Genomic DNA, 25731 nt, shown 5'->3' with positions numbered 1-25731 from the left:
AGAGTGGGGAGATGAGGGAGAATAATTAATGAAAATTGACTAATTACTAATAGCAACTTGCTCTAAAAAGATTTGTCCTGATGGCTCATCGTAGCCATATATTTCGGCGTAACGACCCCAATCAACGACAGTTTTTAATTGTCGTTCGGCTTCTTGTGGACTAAAGTGACTTTCTAGGATATCTAAAACCAGTTCTTCGGGAATGCGTTGATTATTTTTCGCTTCTAGAAGACGATAAATTTGTTGTACCAAGCGAATATTAGCTAAGAGTTGCGATCGCATGATTTGTTTGCGATCGTCAATACCACCATTAATAAACTGTTGTCCGACTGGTTTCAAGCTGATATCACCTTCTGCCAGTTCTACAAAATCCATTAATTTAGCAGCTTCCACAATTGGTAAAATCTCATCTACTTCTAGCTGTAATTCTTGAGCAAGCCGATATAAATCTTTTTCCTGACGATCTTCTAAAAGTTCCAAAAGACCGGCGATAGAACCAATTCTTACAGATGGTAAAGACTGATATTTTGCTGGTGGGGGTGTAGGTTCTACAGAGGTAGTGGTTGGTAGCGCAATTTTTTCTAATTCGGGATTGGTGATGATTGTATAAACTTGATCTACTAGGGCTTGAAAACTTGGGTGTTTGCGATCGCGGTAATGGGGTAAAGTCACAGATAAGTCAGCCCGAATTCTCCCCGGATTGCGCCCCAGAACAATAATCCGATCCGCCATAATTACTGCTTCTTCAATCCCGTGGGTGACAATGAGAATGGCTTGGGTGGGGATGCGACGTTCTAACCACAAATCTAATAACTCAAACCGCAAGTTTTCTGCTGTTAGTACATCTAATGCGGAAAACGGCTCATCCATACATAACAGTTCTGGTTCTACGGCTAAAGCCCTCGCAAATCCAACTCGCTGACGCATTCCCCCAGAAAGTTCTTTGGGATAGGCATTTTCAAACCCGTCCAAACCAATAATATCAATCATCCGTAGCGCCTTTTGCCGTCGAGGATCTGGCGCTTCTCCTTTTGCTTTTAAACCTAGTTCCACATTCTCAAGTACAGTTAACCAAGGATAAAGGGCAAAACTTTGAAAAACAATTGCTACCCCAGGATTTAAACCAACTAGGGGACGATTATGATATATGACTTCGCCTTCACTGGGGGGAATCAACCCAGCCACTATCCGCATTAAAGTAGATTTCCCGGAACCAGAAGGCCCTAGCAATGCAACAATCTCGCCTGGACGCAGCTCAAGATTGATATTTTCCAGGATGACAATCTGTTGGCCGTTGGGCTGCTGATAAGATTTGTTGACATTTTTTAGGGTAATCAGCTGTTCGGTTGCTGTTTTAAAGACCATAACTGTTTCTGTAAGTAAATAATTAAATATAATCTCATGTTGAGGTAATTTTACAGTTAAAGCGGACTAAAAATAATTTCTTCCACAATTTGAACAGTACTGTAGCCTAACTACGCACTTGTGTTGTCATAACTTAGCTAGAAGAGTTAATAAAATAAATCTGCTTATTGTGGCAAAAAATGACATCTGCTCAAATATTAAAAGGGAGAAATTGCTAGAAAATTTTCTATCAGGTATGTATATTAGACATAGGAGTGAAAAAGAATGTAGAGACGTAGCAGTGCTAAGTCTCTACAAGGTTTAGGGATAACGCATATTTCATTTTTGGAAATGTCTGATGGCGGCTACAGAAGAAGCATATTTTGCTGAAAAGTATCTTAGAGATAGAAGTTTGATTCTTGTTGGGTGGAGATCGTGAACATAGAGGAATTAAAACGGCGTTTTGCAGCAGGGGAAAGATATTTTCCAGCCGTCAACTTGAGTAGGAACAAGCTGGTTGGAGCCTATTTGCCCGGAATTAATTTATGGGGATCTGACTTAAGTGGAGTTAACTTAGCTAAAGCTAAACTCTGGGGAGCAGATTTGAGTAGAACTAATTTAGCTAAAGCGAACTTGACTAGAGCTAATTTGAGCGGTGTTAAGCTGAATGAAGCAAATCTCCGGGGAGCCAAGCTTAATTATGCTAAGTTGTATGGAGCAAATTTGACTGGCGCTTACTACGATGAAAGTACGCGGTTTTCTAAAGGTTTTGACCCTATCAGTAGAAATATGCAGAAAGTGTAAGGTAGCATCTCACTTTTGTAAAAATACGCCCGCGCTGGAGAGTTGATAGGGGGTCTAACCCCTCAGTCTTAATCCAAATCGCTTTTGTCAGAGTGAAACTGTCACGCTGACCGACTCCCGCCGATAACTGAAGTTCAGGGCTGATAGCAAAAGTCCACTTAAGTGGACTTCAGCTATCAGACTCGGAATTCATTCCGAGGCGGGGTAGAAACGCAGTGCGAGATTTATTAATAAAGATATGCTGCGGCAATACTTGTGTGTACACCTTATATCATGTCCGGCAAATCACTTGTTATGTGTCATTGCGAATGCAACGAAGTGGAACAAAGCATAAGTCCTTCGGACACGCTTCGCGAACGCAAGGCTTTTGGGATTGCTTCACTTTGTTCGCAATGACAATTATTTAACCGAACATGATATTAGAGGGAGAGATTTCTTTATTAAACTAATTAGGCGGTTATTACATGAGCCGTTCAACTCAGGTTAGTTTAAATAACCGATACATATTGATGTGAGCCATCTAATATAGACGATATCAACATTTTTTCAAAGACTTTGGAAAGAGCGGTTTGAAAACGCTGACGATGCTTGAGCTTGAAAAAAGGTCGAACTATTTCTGCAATCGCACCCTTGCCTTCTCTATTATCAATCACTCGAATTGCCCGCAGAGTCCCTAATTGTATTTCTTTTTTTACCATCAACTCAGAAATTCCAATGGCACCAACACCATCTTCGATCGCAGCTTTTGTCATCTCTCCACTATTGAAGACTAAAATTACATTTAATTCATTGAGATTGATTCCCCAATTTTGTAAAGCTTCCTCAAACCTTTGCTGGGTTCCCGAACCTGGTTCACGCATCACCCAAAGGGTTTGAGTCAATTGGCTTAAGTCAATTTCTCCCCATTCAAACCAAGGGTGTTTTTGACCTACCACAATTTGCAAGCGATCGCTCCCCACTATTTCATAGTCTAGAGTATTCTGGAGCGCTGGCTTTACATCTCCTTCCACCAAACCTAAATCAAACTGTCCTGTCGCCGTTCCTAGACAAATTTCTTCTGTATTGGCCAGGCTACAGTTAATCTGAATACCGGGATATAAGCTCTTAAACTCACTAATCTTACTTGGTAGCCAATAGTTACCAATTGTCAGACTCGATCCTAATTTCAACTCACCCCGTTGCAGATTGTTCAATTCTCGCAATCCCCTTTCAGTCAAGGAAACTTGGTCGAGAATTTTCTGCGCTTCTACTTGCAATAATTTACCAGCCTCAGCAATCTCAATATGGCGACCAATCCGATGGAATAGTTTTACACCATATTCTTGCTCTAAGTTGTGGATTGCTGCACTGACAGCAGGTTGTGTAATATAAAGCTCCTCTGCTGCACGAGTAAAGTGTAAGTGCTGCGCCACAGCTAAAAATATTTTTAGCTGTTCAAGCGTCATTCCTGCCATTTATGGTATCCCTACAACTTGGTGTCAAATTTTTAATCACTTTCATTTATCATTTTGACAAACAAAAGCATTTGATTCTATCGGTTAGTTTCACTTAAAGTATAAATCAAGGCTTCGGCACGGACTCAAACGACCAAATAAAGAGTAGGGGAGGATGAGGGAGCAGGGGGAGAAAGAATAAATAAATAATTAATGCCCAATGCCCAATGCCCAATTCCCCATGCCCAATTCCCATGAAAATAAGGACTTCCACAAATGAGCGATTTAGTAACTGCAATTACCACAGGGATTACCGCATTCACTGCTACCAACATCGATGATATTGTCGTTCTGACGTTGCTGTTTTCGCAAATAAGTAAAACCTTCCGCAATCGTCACATCCTTGCTGGTCAATATCTTGGTTTTGCTGCATTGATCGTTGCTAGCCTTCCCGGTTTTTTTGGTGGACTGATTATACCGCAAGACTGGATTAGACTACTTGGTTTAATGCCAATAATCATTGGTGTGAGTAGTTTACTAAAACGCGAAGAGGGTTCACCAGAGGAAGCCGAAGAAGAAACCGATCCGTCTTGTCCCTCTATAATTAGCAGTTTTCTCTCTCCGCAAACTTGCAATGTAGCTGCGATCGCCTTTGCCAATGGTAGTGATAATATCAGTGTCTACATACCTCTGTTTGCCAACTCAGAATTAGATAGTCTGCTAATTATACTAAGTGTATTCTTTACACTCGTAGGTGTATGGTGTTATGCCGCTTACAAATTAACCTACTTACCTGCGATCGCAAACTTCTTAACTGAGAACGGCAACACTTTTGTGCCTTGTATATTAATTGGATTAGGTGTATTTATTGTTACAGAAAATGTTACATTGACTCTTTTATCTGTAGTTTCTAGTTATGTATTCTCATTAATTTTAGGTTTCAATACTCAGCCGTCGAATCAAGAACAAGAAAAGTTAAGTATCTAGAAAGATGTGCATGATGAGTTTTCTGACGAAAATGAATTTAAAGCTACAAAATATCTTACCCATCAACAGGAATCGAAACATGAAAATCTGGAAATCTCTGCTAATTGTCTTAATGATTGTCGCCAATCTGGCCTTTGCTCAACCATCTTTTGCTGATAGACCAAAATTTAGCAAAAACCCTGATTATATTGAAGTCACTCAAGCACTTAACGAACTCTCTCAGGCAAAAGATGCCGAAACTCAAGTTGAAAGTCTTACACCAGAAGAAATTCAAAAGAGAACTGAGGAATTAACACTGCAAAAATATGCTTTAGAAACAGGGATTAACTGGGGTAAATGCGACAACCAAACAGGTAATACCATAGCAGTATACGGCAAAAGACCAAATAGTGAAGACAATGAAGATGCCGTATACGACAACGGTTTGTATTTTCTAGCTAATGGTCAGTCTACTAAAAACAACTGGGATTGTGACGGCATCTATCTAGCAAATGATGTTAAGGTAGCAAATTTTACCTCTAGTCCTAATGGTCAAGGTGAAGAATTGATAGGGCCAGCTGCTCTCAAAATCCTTGATGGAACTCAGTTAGTGATTAAGACAAATCCAGATACTGCGGCGATTGAATTGAATGTACCGACTGTGAAAGTTGTTGACAGCAATAAGGCTAACTGGTTTATCCCAGATATATCGCAGACTCTCATTGATACACGAGTTCCTAATGCGCCTACCAATCAAGCTTGAGATAGAACTACATAGTCTATTTTGGGAATGATTGTTCTCAATTTCAACAGAGTAACAGCCAAAATTAGAGAAAAACCTGACTTGCACTGGTGAAAAATCTCTCTGATTGTTGGCTGTTTTTTTATGACTCCTTATTACTTAGACTTGCTTCGTAGCATCAATTCCGAATTACTCGGTCAGACTTGTTTTATTTCTATATCTGCATTAAAATAAATTTTGAAAAAAAATGTATAATCACAAAAAGTATATTTTAATAGCGCGACTGTTGCGCCTCGTGCAAGTCATCTGGAAGGAGATTTGCTATTACCTCCGCATTATTTTAAGACGAGCCGCTTTTGGGATAAGGGTGTTATTGATGCAGTTAAAATTGAAACCTACAGAAGAAGATAAAGCTGAAAGAAAACCAGGAAGACTGAATCCGTCTAGAGTTAGAGATCACTTAGCAAATGAGCGTACCTACCTCGCTTGGATGCGAACAGGAATTGCTCTTTTAGGTTTTGGGGTCGTTATTGTCCGTTTGCGTGCTTTCCAAGTACCTTTAATACCTCGTCCTGGCAACGGCTGGAAGTTAGGTTTAGTCTTCTCATTAGTGGGTTTGATTACGGTATGGCTATCAACCAGTCATTATTTCGCTGTCCGTCGTGATATCGAAGAAGATACTTATGAACCAACAGACCGTTGGGTATTGCTTTTCAGTCTCGCTGTGATGATTCTTGGAACTGGGGTAATCTATTTTGTTTTTACAACTTCTTTAGATCCATCAAGTCCACTGATTCCTGAGTGATGGTAAATAGACATCTCCAAAAACGAAATATGTGTAATTCAAAAACCTTGTAGAGACATAGCAGTGCTACGTCTCTACTACAAAAAATCTAAGTTCGTAGTGAGCGATTTATCGCTCATAGTAAGGTTTAGAGTACTCCAAGCACAAAAATGCTCAATTGTCATTGCGAGCGAAGCGAAGCGAAGCAATGACGGGCTTTGGATCATTTATTTTTTGGAACACTCTTATTAGGACTAAAGTCCTGACTACAAACTTTAATTTGTTTACGCCTAGCTACTTATTTTTAAAATCGCACTTTGTATAACTGAAATAATTCTCCTGATTTCTGCCTTACAACTTTAGCACCCGATGCCTTAATGGTTTTTTCCCACTCAGCTACAGACTCTAAAAACACCTCAGCCCCCAAATAGGTTTCTAAAACTGCCCAATCTTCTGCTAGAGGCTGTTCTGGATTGAGGATGTCAAATACAAAATGTCCACCTGGTTTTAATACCCGCTTGACTTCTGCTAGTACAGCATTCCAATATTCCAGGGGAAAATAGCAGCTAAATCCAGTTGCGATCGCAAGGTCAAACTGCTCTGGTGAATAGTTTAACTGATGAGCCGCCCCTAACTCAACACCTTTGAACAGCTTAGAATTCAACTGTGGCCCGCGAGAATTAAGAGTATCACGTGCCACATTACTGATTTCTTGTCCATGAAAAAATGCTTGCCAATCTCGCCAAGGATAGATTAAAAAGCTGATACCACAGCCGATATCTATACAGTGCTGGTTTTTTTGAGGTTGAGCAACTTCCCAAAAAGGGGAAGCAATTCTCCCGGAAAAACTACCTCCAATCCACTCGCGGAATATCGGCATCGCCTGGACTTCGGTTGGGAGTTCAAAAGTTTCACATTGATACTCTCGGTTAAAGCGATAGGCTATTTGGCCTAATCTTTCGTCCCAGTTGGTTGATTTAGGTGAAGCAAAGAGATTTTGAAACTGCGAATCGGACTTTTTAGACATTAGGTTTTTGCTACTATATTCTAAAAATTGTAGTCAAATTCTTCAAAAATTACTTGGTATCGTCTTAAACTTTTCTGCCGTCCCCAAAGAATAATCTTCTAACTTAAAATCAGCAAAAGGCTTCTTCTCTAACCTATCCCGTAATGCTTCATCAAGAATTACACCTGGAGATTTATTTTTTACACCAATAATTATAATACTTCTCTGATATTTAGTTAAATCCTGATTTGCCTGACAATCACTCCGTTGAAATTGTCCCAAATTTAATATTCGATAGCTTTTGACGGTTGATGTATTAATAAATATTTTTTTTACTAAAAATCGGATTTGTTTAGAACGTTCTAAAGCAATTTGCTGTTGAACTGCTATATTACCCTTACAAGAAGCTGTACCTATAGAGATAATTTCACTGGGTTCATCCATTATCTTCTGTATCCCTTCTTGTTCTAAGTTTAATTTTAGAAGGTCTATACTAATAATTTCGTCGTTATATTTAATTTGGAAATTGCTACCTAAAAGCCATTTGTATTCCAGTGATAAAACAGCTATATTAAATTCGGCTTTCCTTCCCTGGCTGTCCCTACCTGGCTGATAAGAAAAATAATCAATGTTCCCTTTTTTTTCTGGTGGCTGTCCGTAATTTGACCTCCCAGAAAATTGTGAATTTCGGGTTGCTAAAGCCACTATGCTAAGTAATCCTAATATTACTAGCAGCCCTGCAAAAAATTTTAGCAGTGGTACTTCTTCTGGCTCCTTCTGTGGAGATGACAAAGTTTTAGGAATTGGCGAGGACAACTGCTCAGTGTTCAAATCTATGGCTAAATTAATATTTTCAGGAGTAGTTTCTGTTAGCTGGGTTTCGATAAAAGAGGCAGAAGGAATACTATCCGACGCTCGCAGACTGGCTAACGCTGCGCTATCTGTTTCTTGCTCAGACCATCGAGAGCTTGACTCTGAATCCTCCACTTCTACAAGTGGCTCACGTTTAGGTGGGGTTGAATCATCATCTGAGCATAACTTTTTGCCTTCTTCAATTTCTTCTAAGTGCTGTAAAATTTCTTGGACATTGGCAGGACGATTTTTTATATCTGGTGCTGTTAGCCAATCAATTAAATTCAATAGTAAAGGTGAGATATGGATGGCATGATTTTGCCAATGCCATACATTTTGCTGAACATCATACATATCTAAAGGATGGTGTCCCGTTAGCAAAAATATAAAGGTGCGTCCCAAGGCAAAGAAATCTGATTGCGGTACTGCTTGACCATTCATTTGTTCTGGAGCGCTGTAGCCAGATGACATAAGTGCTGTCATCTCGTCGCCTTTGCTAAGTTGGTCTGGTTCGGTTCTGTCAATTTCAGTGGCGGTACCAAAATCAATCAGTACCAAATCCCCCCAATCCTTCCCAAGGGGGGATCTAATCATGATATTAGATGGTTTAATATCTCGATGCAGGTATTGTTTGCCATGCACTAAATCCAAAATTTCCGCTAATTGTTTTAACCAAGCTAAAGCTTGTTCTTCGGAAATGGGGCAATTCTGCTGCTGCTTTAGCCACTGTTCTAAGTTGTACCCATCGATTTTTTCCATTGCAATGCAATGCAACACTAAACCATTTCGGGTTTGATACTGGAAGTAACTATCTTCCTTGGGAATACCGGGATGATTGAGTTGTTCCAGCACATTTACTTCTTGCTGAAATAGTTCTACTGCTTTGGCGTAGCCTGATAAATCTTCTTTGAGTATTTTGAGGATTTTAGGAGTATCTTGTTCGTATGCTTCATAAACTTTACTAAACCCTGTTTTGTCACTTAACAGAGACATCACCCGATAACGCCCTAGCAATTCTAAATGGGAACCACAACTTTGACAAAAGCGGTTTTGTTCATTATTTGGGTGATTTGGTGTAGGGCAGACGGGATTGATACAAAGGCTCATGAGTGGAGAATGGAGAATGGGGAATGGGGAGTAGGTGAGATGGGGAAGATGAGGGAGATAGGGGAATAATCAATGCCCAATGCCCCATGCCCAATCCCCCTAGACATCCTTCCTATTCATTCTTCTGTTACCGGATGATAATCCCGTCTAATAATAATGAGATTTTCTATCTGTGTTCTGCCAAGAAAGCTGCTACAGTTTGGTTAAATGCCTCTGGTTGTGTCAAAAACGGCCAGTGATTGCCAGGAACTTTACAGATACGTAGTTTTTTAAGATAGCTTTTGTAGGGTTGGATTTGCCAATTTTGGCGATTTAGCCCTTGTTCTGGTTGGAGAAAGAGAGCAGGGGTGTCAAGGGGAATTGTAAAACCAGGTACTTCCATAACTGCTTCAAAAATTCCGTCACGGGCGGCGATGGTAAATTTGCTACCCCAAGTACCATTGGGTTTTTGTTCTATTCCTCCTTGGAAAACTTGTTGTTGTAAGGAACTCCATCCTTGATATTGTTTTAACTGCCGTGCTTGTTGTTCGGCTTGTTCATGACTGATAAAGGGGCCCATGCTTTTGAGGAAAGGCAAGAAGCGATACAACATAGGAAAAGTTAGCCTGAGAAGGCTGGGCATTTTCCAGATGAAAATTGGATCGACGAGAATTATACTCTGCAAACGCTTTGGGTTTTGTCTTGCCCAAATAGCCACTAATTTACCTGTCCACGAATGACTTACGATGTGGGCAGATGTCCATCCGAAATGATCCATCAGTGCTTCAAGGTCTGCGATCGCACTTTCAAAAGTATAATCTGTTTCAGGTTTACTACTTTGGCCATGTCCGCGCATATCTGGTGCGACTATATGATAATCTGTCGCTAAGTAATCTCCTAAACTAGACCACACTAGAGCGTGATCCCCTAAGCCATGTAACAGCAGTAAGGGTTCTTGACCTTGGTTCCACTCTAAGTAAGAAAGTTGGATATCAGGCTTTGATAAAGTTTGACGTACAGGCATCATTGCACATCCACCAATGAAGAGATAGTTTCGCGCTTATATAGTACTGCGAAAGAAGATGATTGAAAATTTTAGAACTTACGCATTGACAGAAAATTGATACTATGTATTCAAATTCAAATTCTGCGCTAAATGTTCCAAAATAAAGTCACGAGCTACTTGGAGAGACAGATTCCTTTGGATTTCATACCAATTTTCAATCAAGTCTTCTGCCCGCATTAATTCTAATTGTGTGAAAGCGCGAATTGCACTAAAAAAGTGAGTCTTAATAGCATCGGTTGTTCTAACCATGAATCTTCCAATGCCACATACTTGTTTAATAGCTCTGTGGTAACACTCAATCCCCCAATGAATTGAATGTAGCTCTTTAAATTCTGTTCTGGAAATTGAGTTTAGTGTATCTTTTTCAGGGATATACATAATGTAATATCTTTTAGTTTCGTTTTTGAAACTTTTCCGAAATACTTTTACCTGACCAAAATTCTTTAGATACACTATTAAACCATCTTCGGGAATTTCTAAGTTTTGGACTTGGGTAAAATTTTTACCATCAATGGAACATGAGCGATTTTTAGCTACCCCAGTTAAAAACCCTAATCCCTTGTTTTTCAGTAACTTCAGGTTTTTTTGACTGGAATACCAAGCGTCAGTTGTCATTGTTTTAGGCTTTAAACCCCAATCCATTACCTCAGTAATCATTTCTCGTAAATAATCATTTTTAGTCTTGTTATCTTGTTTGTTATAAATGCGATAATTTACAGGTACAGATTTACCTGAACACTCGGTGTAATACAAGGTAATTAACTGAACTCCCTTAACGGCACGATGATGTCTACCTGAATAGTAATAACCGATTAAATCTGTTATTTCCGGGTCACTATGAGGCTTATCAATTACCGTATCATCTCCACTTAAAGTACCTCCAACTAGATTGATATTGGGCTTGATTTCTTCAAATAAGTCCTTGGGTTCGTACCGTTCACGTAGCAAAAATCTATTGACGCTATCATGAGATAAATTTTCCATTATCTCTGCCAGACGTGTGCAACCTGGATACTTTGATTCTGCCAGTAGAAACAGAGTATAAGTGTTCAAGTCACATTTAGCGGTTGATGGTTTAGTAATTGCTCTGATTGTCCGAACCCTAAACACAGCCAAGTAAATTATCTGTTTTTAACGCCTCTGGTAACTAGCGGTCGCTGTTTTTTTTCTGCATTCTCCTTATGCACTTTTTGTCTTGCTTGTCAATGCGTAAGTTCTAAATTTGCTGAAGCAAATCGAAAAGCTTAACAGATAAATTTCATCAATATTAGAATTAATAAGAAAATGCTCTAATTATTTTAGAAGCAGTATCAACTTTTCTCATAGGTCAATTTACCTGAATGCGATCGCGCATTTGGAGTCAGAGTAATTAAGTCATCTATATTGCGTTTCATTGTGGCGCAAATTGCATCTAGAGGTAAGTCGTTAGGGTCATAACCAAAGGGATTTTCTATCTCTAAGCCGATGGCTTCAATGCCAAACACTGTAAAACCAACTAAACTAGCAATTAAACCTGTCCACCAACCTAGACTTTCCACTATTTGAAAGGGAAGCAGGAAACAATATAGTAACAATAATTGTTTCAGGTGAATGGCATAAGCTAATGGCATAGGTGTTTTTAAAATCCGTTCGCACGCACCTAAATTATCTACAAGATTATTCAATAATTCTTGCATAGATACTAGCTGGTAGCTATTAAGGCAATTGCGATGATACTGCTCTTGTAAATAATCTCCTATCCAAAAAGCAACTTCTATGGGAGGATTATTCATAATCTTCAGTTTTAGATATTGACTAGATGGCATTAAATCTTCTAACTCACTATTGACTGCTTCTCCTCGCAAATGTAATTTAGTTGTCACAGCAAAAGCTGCCAATAAGTTTAATGCCGTAATTTTATTGTCTTTATCTTCTGGTGAAATCTCATCAATTGATACCCAAATTTGCCGTGCTAGATTTCGGACATTGTTTACTATAGAACCCCAGCATTTTCTACCTTCCCAAAATCGTTCATAAGCAGTATTTGTACGAAATACAAGTAACAAACCTAAAACAATACTAGGAATAACGCTTCCTAAAATTGGTTGGGATACAGGCAATTCAAAATGGTAAAGTAGAGAAATCAAAAATCCGAAAGCTCCGCACCATAGGATATGCTTATAAATTGCTTTCATTACCGAACCTTTAAATTGCAATGTTGTCCGTAGCCATGTAATTTTTTTGGCTTTCATGTAGTCACCTAAGATAATAAATAATAACTATAAAAAATACCACTTTGCAAAGAGGATACTTTAAAAAGTAATCTTGCTAAAGAACATAATTTGGTGGCGACAATGATTGTATTCTAGCTTCTGTTATACAATATCGAGTCCGGTTAAATACGTATCATTGGAACTAATGTAAAGAGTTTTTATCAGCAATTAAGCGGACATTATATAACGGTTCCCATTCAAATATGGTACAACATCATCTCGTAAGAGTACTCCAAGTAAAAAAATGCCTAATTTTCATTGCGAACGCTCGCAATGACGGGTTTTGGATCATTTATTTTTTGGAACACTCTAAGTGTAGTACGGGCACGGCATACCGTGCCCGTACGGGTATACCTCACTCACATAAATAAGAACAAGTTCCTTGGTCAAGCCATAGCTCCAAACCCAGTATTTGTTCGTAGAATTCTATAGATTCATTAAGATTATGGGTATAAGGGAAGGTAATTTGCTGTTCGATTTGCGGATGAGTAGACATAAAATACATTTGAGTATATACCCCAACGACATCTACCGATCGCATAGGTAAAGATTAATTGATGTTAGAAACCTGTTACTGCTCCAGAATGCCTTGAGTGCATCTGGAGTTTCTTTTTGGAAAAAGCGATGTCTACGACGGGCTATTCGGTGTCGTAATTTTCCAAATTATCCTGATATGCCAAAATAAGGCTGAATAGGAATGCATACTGAATTATCTATATTTAACACAGGGCATCACTTATTGATGCATCCCTCCTGCCAAACAACTCTCGCAAAGCAGCCTCAGATTAACTGGGGCTGTTTTGCGTTACTTCTATATCTAAACTGGAAGCACAGAGACTTATTCTTGGATACCTTTATTTATATTTGAGTGTATACCCTGATGACGTAGAATACTCTGACGGTGAAAATTTGGTATAGGTAAATGCGTATCTTTCCTGACTCCAGATTTGTCACAAACATTTCTGGAGTTTTTTAATTAGACAGGAGCGATCGCACTTAACATTAATGCTTATTTAGTTGTATACGTCACAAAAATATCCTTTTTCATTTCAACTTCTGCCGGGGCATCTGGATTATAAGTGGGTGATAACAAAAAACTAGCAAATGATGGTAAAGGAACTCCAGTTTTAGAACTACATGAGGGATAGAATAATGTGTAAAATGGTTCGGCTACAGAAGGAGTATCAAGTTTAACACTCATAGCACTTGCTAAAGCTTGAGCGCGACTTTGAGCGTCTTTCATTGCTGATTGATAAACTGAACTCTGCAAAGCTTGACAGTCATTAACTTCGTAGTCAACGCCTACGCTTTTGACGGAAACATTTTTAAGTTCGCTCGTCGCTTTATTCGCTGTAGCAACAATTTCCTGGACACGATCGCGTGTTGGTTTTTCTATTCTCACCAATATTTTGGCGTTATTTTCACTAGAATTAGGGCTAATTTGTACTTGAATTTTATCAGTACTAATTCCTTTAGCAACTAGACTATTAACCACAGGCTGGAGAGTTGCTTTAGTGAGTGATTTTTTGCTTGGTAAAGATTCTGCTACTGTTTGGTAATTTAAGAGTAGAGTCGGTGAGGCAGCCTGGTCTTGTTGTTCCACCAAAGAGGGACTACCGTTCGCCCTTGGCGTGCCGGAGGCATACCCGGAGGGTGAGGAGATGCGGCGAGTTTGCGATAGAGATGATGGTTTCGTTTCTAACTGATTGTTGCTATCTGGGCTACTGAATACCAATTCAATATCGGCTGTATCTGCTGGCACTTTTACTACCCCTTGACCGATTACCATTAATGAATGGCGATCGCTTGCTGGTGGATAAAATAATTGGGCATTAGCGGCTTTGGGTGTTAATACTGCCACCCCGACACTCGCGGTAATACTTACCAACATTAGAGCAGTTATTTTTCTCATGTCCTGGGAATATCCTTTGAAGCTAGTAATTGTCAAAGTTTACACCTCAAGAGCCGGATACTTAAAGAAGAATTCCAAAGCGGAGCCAGTAACCTCCGCCTCCAGTTATATTTTTAACTCCTAAAAAAGCATAGAGTCAACAGCCTACCCTCGTGCTTTGGCTTCCAAGGTTGAGAGGATTAATGTTAAGGATTGCCCACTAAAATCCGGTGTTAGCCTCTGCAAAATTTGCTTCAATACCATCGCTGTCCAATCTATATCAGCTTCAGTAGTATCACGCCCTAATGTAATGCGAATTCCACCCAAGGCAGCTTTTTCGGAATAACCCATCGCTAAGAGTATCGGACTAGGGCTAAGTTTGCCACTATGACAGGCAGCACCAGCACTGATGCCGATACCTGCAAGGTTTAGCTGTCGTACCAAGGTTTTACCGCTCAATTTTTTTCCATCAGCGTTTTTTAGGCACATACTGACGTGATGAGGTAAGCGATCGCTAAAATCTCCTGTGGGGATTAAACCAGGAATTTCAGCTAACTGGGCAAAGGCGCGATCGCGTAACTTAATCAACCGTGGTGTTTCTGTAGGCAATTCTTGCGCCGCTAACTCTGCTGCTACACCAAACCCAGCAATTATGGGTACTGCTTGCGTACCAGAACGCAGTCCCATTTCTTGCCCACCACCAAATAGTAAGGGCATCAATTCCACTCCATGACGCACATACAGCGCCCCTGCACCTTGGGGGCCATATATTTTATGACTGGAAAGGCTAAGTAAGTCTACTGGGAGTTGTTGCACGTCTATAGATAAGCGTCCCGCAGCTTGCACCGCATCTGTATGAAACAAAGCCCCATGCGATCGCACAATCTTACCCAATTCTGCGATTGGTTGCACAGTCCCAACTTCACTTTGACCGTAAATTATCGAAACTAAAACTGTGTTATGTCGCAACGCCGCCTTTAAATCTAGAGGGTTGACTTTACCTTTAACATCTACAGATAAGCGTGTAACTTCCCAACCCCAGATTTCTAGCGATCGCACTGTTTCAGAAATTGCAGAATGCTCAACGCTGGAAATAATTAGATGTTGAGGAACAGCATACAACCGAGCCACACCCATAATCGCCAAATTATCTGCTTCAGTGCCACCAGAAGTAAAAATAATCGATTCAGGACTAGCAGCGTTAATTAAACCAGCAACTTGCATTCTGGCTTGTTCTACAACCGTTGCAGCCCTTTGTCCCCACTCATGTAAGCTGGAAGGATTGCCCCACTGTTGGGTGAGGACTGTTTGCATAACTGCGATCGCTTCTTTTCGAGTCGGAGTAGTGGCGCTGTAATCTAAATAAATTTGCATATAGCCAATATGGTGAGAACACACGTTAGTAATAAGCTGCCGATCTTTTGAGGATATACAGTTTCAGTGGATAAATCCTCAAAAAATCTTTGTCATCCTGTATTTAGTAGTAAATTTTTCCCTTTGTTTGAAAAGGCATTTCTCTACTTAATTCAAAACACAAAATTTTGGGAATCATAAATATGTCAACTCCCAATTCACTTTTAACAGATTACAGTGCAACTTATATCTAGACAAAGATATTTTTTATATATCTTTTTACCGATCTTCTCTCTTATTGGTTGTCAACGAGTCCAGTCTCATAATCAACGTCCAGCACCTTTACCACAAGATCCCTTAGTTCAAGTTTACTTTAACCATTCTGAGTCTTCAGAATACAAAGAACCTTACCGTCAGCAAACTCGCCTTGGGGATGATTTAGAAAAACAGATTGTTAATGCTATTACACACGCTAAATCTACAGTAGATGTGGCAGTGCAAGAATTACGTTTACCCAAAGTAGCCCAAGCACTGGTTGATAGACAAAAAGCTGGGGTCAAAGTCAGGATTATTTTAGAAAATACCTATAGCCGACCTTGGAGTAGTTTAACATCTGTGGAAGTCGGTAAGTTAGATAAAAGGGAACAAGAACGCTATAAAGAGTTTCGTCAGTTTATCGATATTAACCAAGATAATCAACTCAGTCTAGCAGAAATCAATCAAAGAGATGCTTTGATAATTTTGCAGAATGCTAAAATTCCCTGGATAGACGATCGAGCAGATGGTTCAGCAGGTAGCAGCTTGATGCATCACAAATTTGTGATTGTGGATAATCGCATTGTAATTGTGACTTCCGCCAATTTTACTTTAAGTGATACTTATGGAGATTTCACAAATTCTAGCAGTTTAGGCAATGCCAATAACTTATTGCAGATTGACAGCCCGGAATTAGCATCTTTATTCACAGAAGAGTTTAACATTATGTGGGGTGACGGGCCAGGAGGTAAACCTGATAGTCGATTTGGTTTGCAAAAACCGATGCGTTCGCCTAAACAAATTACATTAAATCAAACCACAATTACTGTCCAATTTTCGCCTACTTCTTCAACTGAACCTTGGAGTAATAGTAGTAATGGTTTAATTGGTAAAACTCTAGATTCAGCAACTAAATCAGTTGATATGGCGTTATTTGTCCTTTCCGATCAACGTCTTGCCGATATATTAGAAAATCGCCATCAACAAAGTGTGCAAATTCGCGCTTTAATTGAACCACAATTTGCCTATCGTCCTTACAGTGAAGCATTAGATATGATGGGGGTTGCTCTCAGTAACAAATGTAAATATGAAGTTGATAATCATCCTTGGAAAAATCCAATTACTACCGTAGGTGTAGCTGTATTACCCAAAGGCGATTTACTGCACCATAAATTTGGTGTTATTGATAATCAAACAGTAATTACAGGTTCTCATAATTGGTCAGATGCCGCCAACAATGGAAATGATGAGACGCTTGTAGTAATTAAAAGTCCTATAGTCGCTGCCCATTATCTGCGAGAATTTTCTCGTCTTTATACCAAAGTTAAACCAGGCTTACCACCAGCAATTCAAGAAAAAATCAAATTAGAACAAACAAAGTGTCCCCAGATAAAAACTTCTTCATCAAGTGAAATACAAGCAATTAAACAAATCAATATTAATACTGCAACTATGGAAGAATTAGAAACTCTTCCTGGTGTGGGTAAGAAGTTAGCACAACGGATAATTCTTAGCCGTCAACAGCAACAATTTACATCTTTACAAGACTTAGAAAGAGTTCCAGGAGTTAAAGCGAAGACATTAGAAAAATGGCGCGATTTCCTCATTTGGTAGCAATTTCTCTTCCTTTTTAGATTTATTTAATCAGCAGCATCGAATATCGAAATGCTTAGTATTTTGTGGTGTTTTTGTCAAGTCTAAAAAATTGGAAGCATAAGCTTTCCGTCACGGAAAAGTTATGCTTCCAGTCTCATCCATTAATGGAGAACTTTACATTCTGAATAATGGAGCTAAGCGGATTCGAACCGCTGACCCCCTCAATGCCATTGAGGTGCGCTACCAACTGCGCTATAACCCCGGAAGTCTTATTAGGTAAGCTGTTTAAGCTTTCTAATTAGTTCTATAAATTGTATTAGCTTAACTATTATGCAAGTTTATGCAAGTTAAGTCAAGACAACTATATTAAAAAACGTAAATTGCTGAAGTAAATATTGACGCTTGAATATTTACTGGTTATGGTTGTTACATATTGGAACCAATACATAACCCTTGACTGACTTTCCAATTCTGCCTCTTAGTTAGGATTAGTGCGGAAAGTAAAGTTAAGTAAATTAACTTAGAATCCTTATTCTGGCTCTTTGGAGTATTGTGTGCGGGAATCTAGGTAAATTTAAGCTGCCATGTGGTAGAAAATTTAACTTGCAAAAATGAACTATTCTTAATAATTAAGAACGCTTAAGTTATGAGCTATTGAATTTCTTTCACTAGTATTTCATGCCTCAGTGATAAGCTAAGGTTTCTCTATCTTATTCTTAGTAATCATTGACACTATGATCTTCACTGAGTAAGCTTGATACATCTTGTAAGTGATAAATAACCCTTGGATTGATAAAGTAGTAGATATGAATAAAATAAAAATAGTATCAGTAATATTCTTTAGCATTCTACCTATTATTTCTTCATGTTCAATACTAAATAATGTTGTAACAAAAGAAGAGTTTGATAAAATTAAACAAGGTATGAGCTACCAAGAAGTTATTGATGTTGTTGGTGAAAAACCTACTGATGATAATTCTGAATCTTGGGGAGCTTATGTTCCTACTGTTTGGATATGGAAAAACGCAAACGGGTCTAGAGTAGATGTTTCATTTGATCGTGGTCAGGTATTTAGTAAAAGCCAAAAAGGTTTATAAATCAAATCTAAACTTTATCAACTTTGTATAAGATTTCTTTAGTGATTTCTCTTACTTCTCTGACTTCCTCAATAATTTTAGTGTGGTCAGCGACATAAGTACTGTGGTTTGCCTTAGTGTCACCAGACATATTTTGCACAGAGTTAGCTAATACTCTAAAGCTTTCACTATCGCTTTCTAACTTCTCTACCCATTTACTAATCAGGTTATTTACTCCCATCCACCTGGCTAATAGTAGTAGCCCTATGATAGTCAAAATCATCCCTAAACCCACTTTTCACTATAAGTAATAACTTAATTTAAATAGTTGGGACAGTTTGCATTAGTAGAGACATTCAAAGTAATGCAAAATGAAAGCTAACAAAGATAAAGTTATTACCCTCCGACTGACAGAAGAACAGCACCAACTATTTGTACAGGCTGCTGAACAAAGTGAAAGAAACTTATGTGATTGGTTAAGAAGAGTTGCCGTTAAGGAAGCGTCCACCTTAGTTAATCAACAGGTGGCACTATAATGGCCTATACTACTGATGAACTTAACCAGACAGGCATTTATGTCATTATTAACAGAGACACTGGCAAGCGCTATATTGGCAGCACTGCTGAGAGTTTTAGAAAAAGGTGGAACAGGCATAAATCAGACCTTAGAGGTAATAGGTACGATAATCCTTACTTACAAAAGGCTTGGAATAAGTACACTGAATTTAGATTTGAGTTTAAGATTCTTGAAGTAGTTCCCAAGGAAGAGTGGACAGATAAAAGGTATTTATTAGACATTGAACAGATGTATTTAGATACCTATCAGCCTGAATATAATATTTGTAAAAGTGCTGGTAATACGTTAGGTAGACTACATACTGAAGAATCTAAAAAGAAATGTGGGCAAGCTAACTTAGGTAACAAATATTGGGTTGGTAAAAACCACTCAGAGGAATCTAAACAAAAAATAAGTAAATCAAGAGAAGGTAAATATAAGGCAGAAAATAATCATTTTTATGGAAAAAAGCATTCAGATGAAAGTAAAGAAAAAGTAGCAAAAGCTAACAGTAAAAATTATAAAATTTACTCACCAGATGGGCAGGAATTTATTATTAATAACATGGCTGCTTTTTGTAGAGAGTATAATTTAAATAATGGTAACTTATCCTCTGTTGCTAGTGGTAAGGTAAAGCAATGTAAGGGTTGGAGGGCAGAGTATTTATAATATTATTTATTGTTTATCTACTTTATATAATATCTCTTTACTAATTTCTCTAACTTCCCTAATTTCATCAATAATCTTAGAATGGTCTTCTACATATTTATTGTGTTGAACCTTTGAGTCTACAGACATATTCTGTAGACTATTAGCTAAGGTTCTAAAAGATTGAGAGTCAGATTCTAACTTTTCCATCCATTTTGCAATAAGAGCATTTAACCCTAACCATCGGGCTACTACTATTAAGCCTAGAAGAGTGATTATAATTCCTAAACCTATTCCACTTGCATTAGTTAATACTTGGTCAACTATTTTAGATTGGGTATCAGGATTCAGATTAATATAATTAATTTGCTTAGGAGTTTCAGGTTTATTTGTTTGTATAGTCATTTCATTACGATTATTTTATAAATTTACAAAAAAAGTAAGCCCCCAATTAAGGAGGCTGTGGGTTAATTTAGATTAATATTCCCAGATATCTGGTTGTTGATTTCTATACCAATCAACAAAAGCTTGACGGTCTGTTATATTTGGTAACTCATCACTAACCCATTGACATCTTGAAACTTCTGAGGCTTGGTTTAAGAAAAAGTATTGAGGGTAATCATTTAAGTATTCATCAAGATTTCCATAACCTAAACCTAAAGCTATATTGTTGTAGTACAAGAAGGTTTCATGTCTGTCTTTCCAATATAAACCTTCAAAGATTATCCAGTCAGGGACAGGAGTAGCTTCTTTAGTGGGACTAGGTAAACTGCAATCAATTTCATATACCCTGTTTTCTTCTGCCCATTCATCAACTTCAAAGCAAATTAAAGGTAATCCATTACCACGGTCTAAAGATGTGCGACGTATAGCCATATTATTTAAGCGATTGTAAACCAATAAAGTGGACTGATTGAAAGATTGATAAGGGCAGTAGTTGTTGCAGTACTAGGTAAAGCTGCATGGGTATAACTATTAGAATAACCATAACTATTATTACCTAATGGTAAGGAACCACTACTAACACCAAAATTATAATTACTTCCTATAAATGAAGAGGTACTACCTGTAGAAGAAATTGTAGTAGAGGCTCCAAAACTTGAAGCAAACCAATAATTTCCTGGTTTTAAAGATAAAGACATAGTAAACGATTTAGTCCCCACAGTATCTACAGCTACACTATTACTACCAAGCAATGTATCTGGGGCTATTGTAGATAAGTTATGGGAATAAATACCACCAAAAGCAGTAGTCCCTGCTGTTGCCGCAGTTATAACATTTATTATAAAATTGCTTATAACTATTGGGTAAGCAACATAAAATATAGAATATCTAATAGTTCCTGTAGTAAATCCTGTACTATTAGCTGTTGCAATTTTATCTGTATGTAAATAACATAAACCTGATTTATATCCAGGGTGAGAATTACTAGCTACTTTATTTTCCCATTTACTAGTTGTAGCATTATAAGTAAGTATTTGGGATTCAGTTGGGCTTGTAATAGTTGCGTCAGTAAGAGTAGCTAAAGTACTAGAACCTCCCCCACTTGAAGTAGTAGGTGTCCATTTGGAAGTAGTACTGTTGTAGGTCAAAATTTGACCATTAGTAGGAGCAGTAGAAATTACATCTACACCTTGAATTTTACTAGCATTCCATTGTGCAGTAGTATTACCAACTTGAGCAGCAGTTGTTGAGTGTGGGTTAGATGTATCAATAGTGTGAGAAGTTAGTGATGTTGTGGAGGCAGCTCCAAGAGCAGTCAATGCAGCACTAGCAGAAGTACTACCTGTTCCACCTTTTGTAATCGCAAGTGTACCTGAGAGATTTCCTAGAGTCAAATTAGATTCATTTACATCTATATCTATTTCAGAGTTAGCAGTATCATTTGTAATAGATATTTTAGATGAACCAGCATTAATGTTTTTGAATTCTAAATTAGCTCCAGTTTTCTGCTTAAATACTCCAACTCCACCTACACCCACATTTGATGCAGTATTGGTTTCACCAGTAGAAATGGTTTGGTTAGTCCATTTAGAAGTAGATGAATTGTAAGCTAAAACTTGAGTATTTGAAGGTGAACTGATAGCAACATCAATCAACTCAACTAAAGTATCAGAAGCAGCAACCAGAGTATCAACTTCAGTTTTAGTATATGTTGTACTTTGATTAGCTTTGGTAGTTAATAGAGTATCAGTTTGAGTTTTAGTATAAGTTGTGGATGAATCAGCTTTGGTGGCTAAACCAACAGTAAGTTCAGTATCCCTTGTGATGGCATCAGATATTTGAGTATCAGGAATCTTACCACCACTATCAAGAGTAGCAACCCCCAATGCAGTACCTTTAGCTGTACTTGGGATAGCTCCTGAAATTAAAGTATCAGTTTGAGTTTTAGTGTAAACATCATTGGAGTTAGCTTTAGGGTTTATTAATCCATCAACTTCTGTTTTTGTATAGGTAGTAGACTGATTAGCTTTAGCAGCTAAAGAAGTAGTTACATCACTACTATTAGCCTTCAATGATAAAGCTGCTGTAACGTCACTAGAGTTAGCTTTAGGGGTTACTAAAGCATCAGTTTGAGTCTTAGTATAATAACTACTAAGGTCAACTGTAACGCCTCCTATAAGGGCATCTGTTTGGGTTTTAGTATAAGTAGTAGATTTATCAGCTTTGGTAATTAAAAGACTATCAGCTTGGGGTTTAGTATAATAGTTAGTTAAATCAGCCCCTGATACACTTGCTATAAGATTATCTACTTCAGATTTGAGATAAACAACTGGGTCAGTAGAATTAGTATTAGTTCTAACTTTACCAGCCATAGTATTAGTTGCTATACTTACACCAGCTTGACTTAATATATATGTTATTAAAGATTGATGTTGAGGATCAGAAGAATCTCCACCACCTTCTCTTAGTACAGAAAGTTCTAAGTCAGAAGTTCCTACAGGTACAATAGCATCAAAAGTTTCTCCACCTGGTAATACAAACCTATAAAAAGATGAGCGTTCACCTTCTTCATTACACCACAGAATAAAGTTTATTTTACCTTCTCTATTAGTAATGAAGTTTTTAGTAACTTGAGGGTATTCTACATTGTTAATAGTATTACCCTTCATGTGGATTACTTGAACAACAGCATTTCTTAAGGGTTCATTATTTAGCCCAATAAATGTAGATTTAATAATTCTTTGAGTTGGCATATTTATTTTATGAATAAAAGGTTCACTTTATTAATTTAAAGTGAACCTTAATTTTTTAATATTTAATAATTTTATTCTTTGCTAACCAAGGTTGCATATTTTCATGTGAACCTCCACCACCTTGAGCATTAATGGTAATACCTGAAGTAGCAGTATTTAGGCTAATATTAGTTTTATTGCTAGATAGACTAATGTTACTAAAAGAACTATAAATACCAATTCCAGTAGTATTAGCTTGAGTATTAGGATAAAAGTTACTTCCCCCAGGAATAGTAGTTAATTCAGCACCATCACCTCTAGAACCATTACCCTCAGCGTATCCACGATAAGGTCTTAAGTTATGAGTATGTCCTGGGTCATACACACCATGAGCATGTCCTAGGTCATTAACTGTATGAGAGTGAGCAGATTCATTAATTGAGTGATTATGTCCTGAGTCATTTACTCCATGAATATGTGAAGGTGTTTGACCCAGGTTTAAAATAACACCTTCTAATCCTCCTATTTGTCCCAAGGTACGATTAGTTAGGCCTGAACCTGAACCAGCCCCAACAGTAACTCTACCTCTGGAATCTGGTACTCTAAAATCAGAACCAGATTGCCCATGAGTGTAACCAATTGCAGCAAATAGGGCTGGGTATGTGCTAGGGGTATAATAAGCCCCATCTTCCCATAACCAACCTGAAGGTAATGTTGAACCGGAAAACTCCATTGATGCCCCAGGAGGAATTAACTGAGTGACAGGAATATCAGAGGGGCTTAATCTGTCAACTAATTTATCTCTTAAATCAATGATGCTTCCAGAAAGAGTTCCAGAGGCAGTAGTTACTTTAGCTAGAGGAAAACTAACATTAGGTAAAGTTGATGCTGCTTGAACAGTACCATCAGAACCAACATATATATATCTAGTAACATTATCTGGTAAATTAATTGAACCAGGACTAATACTAATTAAAGTACCATCAGCTAATAATACTATTCCTCCTAAATAAGAGAAAGTTAAACCTGATTGTTGGCTAACTTTTAGGCGATTATAAAAGGTATAAAAATTTGATTTAATTTGACCTGGGGTATCATCTAAATAAGAATCTAAAACCTTGGGGCCATGACCAAGAAAATCAGCACCATCAACTATTGGGTTAGCAATAGCATTGGCAATTTCAGCCGTAAAGATGTCTCCGTTTTGGAGTATAATTCTCGTCATATAATTTGATTATTAATAATATTATTAGTTTAGTGATATTAAGCTATAAACAGCACTTGAATTGAAGCTGAAACGGTCATTGCAAAAACAGTCGCTCCCGTTGCTAAAGCATTAATATTAAAAGAGTAGTTACCTGTAAAAGTACCACCATGTATATAAGCTAAAGTTAATTGGTCAGAATCTGTATAAGCTGCTGCATTACCAGAAGTTGTACTAGAGAATATATTAGTACTAGTGATATTATCTTTTATCCTTCCAGTAAGAGTTATATTATTGCCATTGGTGTAAAAGTCTATTCTTCCAATTATTACAGCAATTCTATAAGTGCTTGAACCTAAAGGTATAGTAATATTTAATAACCCAGATTCAGCAGCATTTATAGTTATTCCCCCTGAAGATAAACTAGCATTAGAAATTATAAAGCTATTCTTTACAAAAGCCGTACTTGCTGCTTGAGTTGTATTATTAGAAACTGAAGCTGTAGGTACTGCTGGTACACCTGTAAAACTAGGTGAAGCAATATTTGCCTTAAGAGCTAACCCAGTATCAACATAATTAGTATTAGCTGCTTTTGTAGAATTATCATTTGTAGTCTGAGATGGTACAACTACAGACCCTGTAAAAGTTGGACTAGCTAGAGTTGCATAATTATTTAGATTAGCTTTAACATAAGCAGTAGTAGCAATACTGGTATCATTATCAGTAGTTGCTGGAGTTGGGGCTTTAGGGTCTCCTGTAAAAGTGGGTGAAGATAAAGGAGCTTTTAAAGCTAAAGCAGTATTTGTAGTAGTGTTACTATCTGATAAAGCTGCTGCAACAAAATTAGTATTAGCCGCCTTAGTTGAGGCATCTCCTAAAGTTTGATTTGGTACAACCACATCACCACTAAAGATGGGAGAAATAAGATTTGCTTTTAGAGCAACATTAGACTTCACATCTTCAACTTGGTCATAAACTGCATCTTGGGAAGCAGCTTTACCTGAACTATTCCAAGTAGAACTATAAGGGCTGTCATCAGCTAATATTAATGAGCCATTAGGCTCAACAGGTATAACCATCCAGCTAGTTGTATTAGTTGGTGCTACCCCTGTAATAGGATTTAAATCTTTTGAAATATAGGTTCTGTTCAGGTAAGTTACTAAATCTCTGAACTTATATGTAGTAGTGGGGTTATAAGCACCTTGAGGAAAAGGGCCACCTATTGATTGAGCAAGTGCTGGAGTAGTTGAAATCAACCTGGCAACTCTCAAGGCACCTGTATCTAGGACATCATTTGTAATTCCAGTAGGTGCTAGTGATGCAAATTGAACTGGGCTAACATTAGGAACTAGAGCATTAAAATTAATTAACGCTGGTTCAATTAATGATCCATCTGTAGCAATTTTAAAGAATTGAAAGTTATAAGTAATTCTTGAAGTTTCAGATTGTGGCAGGGTGATATCAAGGGCACCTGCTGTTATAGTAAACGTATATGATTGAGGTAGATAGATTGTATCTGGGTTGGTAGCATCATCAATCAGGGTACCAGCTAACACAACAATAAGTTTACCTGTAATACCATTCCCAGCAGAATCTTTTAGTGTTCCTAGTATTTGAGTCATTTATTTATATTATTTAAAA

24 protein-coding genes and 1 tRNA gene are annotated in these 25731 nt (G+C 37.8%); 8 read left to right on the top strand and 17 right to left on the bottom strand.

Translation table 11 applies throughout. From position 1 onward, the window contains the following. Window positions 1-39: 39 nt before the first annotated feature. A complete protein-coding gene (locus tag GTQ43_RS30895; protein WP_265276445.1) occupies window positions 40-1365 on the bottom strand; it encodes an AAA-associated domain-containing protein in 1326 nt (441 codons plus the stop codon). 414 nt (window positions 1366-1779) lie between these two features. Here GTQ43_RS30895 and GTQ43_RS30890 point away from each other — a divergent pair, with 414 nt between their 5' ends. Then, window positions 1780-2148, top strand: coding sequence for a pentapeptide repeat-containing protein (locus tag GTQ43_RS30890; RefSeq protein WP_265276444.1), 369 nt, complete (start codon window positions 1780-1782; stop codon window positions 2146-2148). Window positions 2149-2636: 488 nt separating this feature from the next. Here the strand turns inward: GTQ43_RS30890 and GTQ43_RS30885 are convergent, their stop codons facing one another. Next, the gene (locus tag GTQ43_RS30885; protein WP_265276443.1) at window positions 2637-3602 is read right to left on the bottom strand and encodes a LysR substrate-binding domain-containing protein; all 966 of its coding nucleotides are present in this window, start codon (window positions 3600-3602) and stop codon (window positions 2637-2639) included. Window positions 3603-3857: 255 nt separating this feature from the next. Between GTQ43_RS30885 and GTQ43_RS30880 the strand changes: the two genes are divergently transcribed. From GTQ43_RS30880 to GTQ43_RS30870, 3 genes are all read left to right on the top strand, one after another. Then, the gene (locus GTQ43_RS30880; RefSeq protein ID WP_265276442.1) at window positions 3858-4568 is read left to right on the top strand and encodes a cadmium resistance transporter; all 711 of its coding nucleotides are present in this window, start codon (window positions 3858-3860) and stop codon (window positions 4566-4568) included. 79 nt (window positions 4569-4647) lie between these two features. After that, on the top strand, window positions 4648-5310 hold the full coding sequence (locus GTQ43_RS30875) for a hypothetical protein (RefSeq protein ID WP_265276441.1): 663 nt from the start codon (window positions 4648-4650) through the stop codon (window positions 5308-5310). A gap of 226 nt (window positions 5311-5536) precedes the next feature. Then, on the top strand, window positions 5537-6094 hold the full coding sequence (locus tag GTQ43_RS30870) for a YidH family protein (RefSeq protein WP_265276440.1): 558 nt from the start codon (window positions 5537-5539) through the stop codon (window positions 6092-6094). A 283-nt stretch (window positions 6095-6377) separates the two neighbouring features. Here GTQ43_RS30870 and GTQ43_RS30865 read toward each other — a convergent pair whose 3' ends face one another. From GTQ43_RS30865 to GTQ43_RS30830, 8 genes are all read right to left on the bottom strand, one after another. Further along, window positions 6378-7100, bottom strand: coding sequence for a class I SAM-dependent methyltransferase (locus GTQ43_RS30865; protein ID WP_265276439.1), 723 nt, complete (start codon window positions 7098-7100; stop codon window positions 6378-6380). Window positions 7101-7142: 42 nt separating this feature from the next. Continuing rightward, window positions 7143-9038 carry a serine/threonine-protein kinase gene (locus GTQ43_RS30860; RefSeq protein ID WP_265276437.1) on the bottom strand — a complete coding sequence of 632 codons (1896 nt, stop codon included), beginning with the start codon at window positions 9036-9038 and terminating at the stop codon, window positions 7143-7145. 166 nt (window positions 9039-9204) lie between these two features. Beyond that, window positions 9205-10041: an alpha/beta fold hydrolase gene (locus tag GTQ43_RS30855; RefSeq protein WP_265276586.1), complete on the bottom strand. Its 837-nt coding sequence runs from the start codon at window positions 10039-10041 to the stop codon at window positions 9205-9207. A 102-nt stretch (window positions 10042-10143) separates the two neighbouring features. Beyond that, on the bottom strand, window positions 10144-11175 hold the full coding sequence (locus GTQ43_RS30850; RefSeq protein ID WP_265273632.1) for a transposase: 1032 nt from the start codon (window positions 11173-11175) through the stop codon (window positions 10144-10146). 218 nt (window positions 11176-11393) lie between these two features. After that, window positions 11394-12314 (bottom strand): bestrophin family protein, encoded by a 921-nt coding sequence (locus GTQ43_RS30845; RefSeq protein ID WP_265276436.1) that lies wholly within the window; start codon window positions 12312-12314, stop codon window positions 11394-11396. Between the two features lie 376 nt (window positions 12315-12690). Then, window positions 12691-12831: a VOC family protein gene (locus GTQ43_RS30840; protein ID WP_265276435.1), complete on the bottom strand. Its 141-nt coding sequence runs from the start codon at window positions 12829-12831 to the stop codon at window positions 12691-12693. Between the two features lie 513 nt (window positions 12832-13344). Further along, on the bottom strand, window positions 13345-14283 hold the full coding sequence (locus GTQ43_RS30835) for an SIMPL domain-containing protein (protein ID WP_265276434.1): 939 nt from the start codon (window positions 14281-14283) through the stop codon (window positions 13345-13347). A gap of 108 nt (window positions 14284-14391) precedes the next feature. Next, window positions 14392-15600 carry a cysteine desulfurase family protein gene (locus GTQ43_RS30830; RefSeq protein WP_265276433.1) on the bottom strand — a complete coding sequence of 403 codons (1209 nt, stop codon included), beginning with the start codon at window positions 15598-15600 and terminating at the stop codon, window positions 14392-14394. 216 nt (window positions 15601-15816) lie between these two features. Between GTQ43_RS30830 and GTQ43_RS30825 the strand changes: the two genes are divergently transcribed. Then, window positions 15817-17448 (top strand): DUF655 domain-containing protein, encoded by a 1632-nt coding sequence (locus GTQ43_RS30825; protein WP_265276432.1) that lies wholly within the window; start codon window positions 15817-15819, stop codon window positions 17446-17448. 171 nt (window positions 17449-17619) lie between these two features. On the opposite strand, the gene GTQ43_RS30820 is transcribed toward GTQ43_RS30825, so the two are convergent. Beyond that, window positions 17620-17692 (bottom strand) — tRNA-Ala (locus tag GTQ43_RS30820). A gap of 544 nt (window positions 17693-18236) precedes the next feature. On the opposite strand from GTQ43_RS30820, the gene GTQ43_RS30815 reads away from it, so the two are divergent. Continuing rightward, window positions 18237-18527, top strand: a complete 291-nt coding sequence (locus GTQ43_RS30815) for a DUF3862 domain-containing protein (RefSeq protein ID WP_265276431.1) — start codon at window positions 18237-18239, stop codon at window positions 18525-18527. A gap of 7 nt (window positions 18528-18534) precedes the next feature. Here GTQ43_RS30815 and GTQ43_RS30810 read toward each other — a convergent pair whose 3' ends face one another. Continuing rightward, window positions 18535-18789 (bottom strand): hypothetical protein, encoded by a 255-nt coding sequence (locus tag GTQ43_RS30810; RefSeq protein ID WP_265276430.1) that lies wholly within the window; start codon window positions 18787-18789, stop codon window positions 18535-18537. A gap of 88 nt (window positions 18790-18877) precedes the next feature. Here GTQ43_RS30810 and GTQ43_RS30805 point away from each other — a divergent pair, with 88 nt between their 5' ends. Both GTQ43_RS30805 and GTQ43_RS30800 read left to right on the top strand, forming a co-directional pair. Continuing rightward, a complete protein-coding gene (locus tag GTQ43_RS30805; protein ID WP_265276429.1) occupies window positions 18878-19042 on the top strand; it encodes a plasmid mobilization protein in 165 nt (54 codons plus the stop codon). After that, window positions 19042-19731 carry an NUMOD3 domain-containing DNA-binding protein gene (locus tag GTQ43_RS30800; protein ID WP_265276428.1) on the top strand — a complete coding sequence of 230 codons (690 nt, stop codon included), beginning with the start codon at window positions 19042-19044 and terminating at the stop codon, window positions 19729-19731. The genes GTQ43_RS30805 and GTQ43_RS30800 overlap by 1 nt, the downstream gene beginning before the upstream one ends. A 6-nt stretch (window positions 19732-19737) precedes the next feature. Here GTQ43_RS30800 and GTQ43_RS30795 read toward each other — a convergent pair whose 3' ends face one another. From GTQ43_RS30795 to GTQ43_RS30775, 5 genes are all read right to left on the bottom strand, one after another. Next, on the bottom strand, window positions 19738-20115 hold the full coding sequence (locus GTQ43_RS30795; protein WP_265276427.1) for a hypothetical protein: 378 nt from the start codon (window positions 20113-20115) through the stop codon (window positions 19738-19740). 72 nt (window positions 20116-20187) lie between these two features. Further along, a complete protein-coding gene (locus GTQ43_RS30790) occupies window positions 20188-20586 on the bottom strand; it encodes a hypothetical protein (RefSeq protein ID WP_265276425.1) in 399 nt (132 codons plus the stop codon). Between the two features lie 5 nt (window positions 20587-20591). Further along, a complete protein-coding gene (locus tag GTQ43_RS30785; RefSeq protein ID WP_265276424.1) occupies window positions 20592-22907 on the bottom strand; it encodes a hypothetical protein in 2316 nt (771 codons plus the stop codon). Between the two features lie 55 nt (window positions 22908-22962). Continuing rightward, window positions 22963-24111 (bottom strand): tail fiber protein, encoded by a 1149-nt coding sequence (locus GTQ43_RS30780; RefSeq protein WP_265276423.1) that lies wholly within the window; start codon window positions 24109-24111, stop codon window positions 22963-22965. A gap of 38 nt (window positions 24112-24149) precedes the next feature. Beyond that, window positions 24150-25712 (bottom strand): hypothetical protein, encoded by a 1563-nt coding sequence (locus GTQ43_RS30775; RefSeq protein WP_265276422.1) that lies wholly within the window; start codon window positions 25710-25712, stop codon window positions 24150-24152. Window positions 25713-25731: the final 19 nt, after the last annotated feature.

Source organism: Nostoc sp. KVJ3 (assembly GCF_026127265.1).
In the GTDB taxonomy this organism is placed as follows: Bacteria; Cyanobacteriota; Cyanobacteriia; order Cyanobacteriales; family Nostocaceae; genus Nostoc.
This window is presented reverse-complemented; position numbering and strand designations above follow the sequence as displayed.

Excerpts from the sequence above, each read along its gene's own strand:
- GTQ43_RS30795 (WP_265276427.1), bottom strand. The coding sequence starts at position 20,115 with ATGACTATACAAACAAATAAACCTGAAACTCCTAAGCAAATTAATTAT.
- GTQ43_RS30780 (WP_265276423.1), bottom strand. The coding sequence starts at position 24,111 with ATGACGAGAATTATACTCCAAAACGGAGACATCTTTACGGCTGAAATT.
- GTQ43_RS30885 (WP_265276443.1), bottom strand. The coding sequence starts at position 3,602 with ATGGCAGGAATGACGCTTGAACAGCTAAAAATATTTTTAGCTGTGGCG.
- GTQ43_RS30865 (WP_265276439.1), bottom strand. The coding sequence starts at position 7,100 with ATGTCTAAAAAGTCCGATTCGCAGTTTCAAAATCTCTTTGCTTCACCT.
- GTQ43_RS30860 (WP_265276437.1), bottom strand. The coding sequence starts at position 9,038 with ATGAGCCTTTGTATCAATCCCGTCTGCCCTACACCAAATCACCCAAAT.
- GTQ43_RS30800 (WP_265276428.1), top strand. The coding sequence starts at position 19,042 with ATGGCCTATACTACTGATGAACTTAACCAGACAGGCATTTATGTCATT.
- GTQ43_RS30830 (WP_265276433.1), bottom strand. The coding sequence starts at position 15,600 with ATGCAAATTTATTTAGATTACAGCGCCACTACTCCGACTCGAAAAGAA.
- GTQ43_RS30805 (WP_265276429.1), top strand. The coding sequence starts at position 18,878 with ATGAAAGCTAACAAAGATAAAGTTATTACCCTCCGACTGACAGAAGAA.
- GTQ43_RS30775 (WP_265276422.1), bottom strand. The coding sequence starts at position 25,712 with ATGACTCAAATACTAGGAACACTAAAAGATTCTGCTGGGAATGGTATT.
- GTQ43_RS30880 (WP_265276442.1), top strand. The coding sequence starts at position 3,858 with ATGAGCGATTTAGTAACTGCAATTACCACAGGGATTACCGCATTCACT.
- GTQ43_RS30870 (WP_265276440.1), top strand. The coding sequence starts at position 5,537 with ATGTATAATCACAAAAAGTATATTTTAATAGCGCGACTGTTGCGCCTC.
- GTQ43_RS30790 (WP_265276425.1), bottom strand. The coding sequence starts at position 20,586 with ATGGCTATACGTCGCACATCTTTAGACCGTGGTAATGGATTACCTTTA.
- GTQ43_RS30815 (WP_265276431.1), top strand. The coding sequence starts at position 18,237 with ATGAATAAAATAAAAATAGTATCAGTAATATTCTTTAGCATTCTACCT.
- GTQ43_RS30840 (WP_265276435.1), bottom strand. The coding sequence starts at position 12,831 with ATGTCTACTCATCCGCAAATCGAACAGCAAATTACCTTCCCTTATACC.
- GTQ43_RS30785 (WP_265276424.1), bottom strand. The coding sequence starts at position 22,907 with ATGCCAACTCAAAGAATTATTAAATCTACATTTATTGGGCTAAATAAT.
- GTQ43_RS30855 (WP_265276586.1), bottom strand. The coding sequence starts at position 10,041 with ATGCCTGTACGTCAAACTTTATCAAAGCCTGATATCCAACTTTCTTAC.
- GTQ43_RS30845 (WP_265276436.1), bottom strand. The coding sequence starts at position 12,314 with ATGAAAGCCAAAAAAATTACATGGCTACGGACAACATTGCAATTTAAA.
- GTQ43_RS30810 (WP_265276430.1), bottom strand. The coding sequence starts at position 18,789 with ATGATTTTGACTATCATAGGGCTACTACTATTAGCCAGGTGGATGGGA.
- GTQ43_RS30895 (WP_265276445.1), bottom strand. The coding sequence starts at position 1,365 with ATGGTCTTTAAAACAGCAACCGAACAGCTGATTACCCTAAAAAATGTC.
- GTQ43_RS30875 (WP_265276441.1), top strand. The coding sequence starts at position 4,648 with ATGAAAATCTGGAAATCTCTGCTAATTGTCTTAATGATTGTCGCCAAT.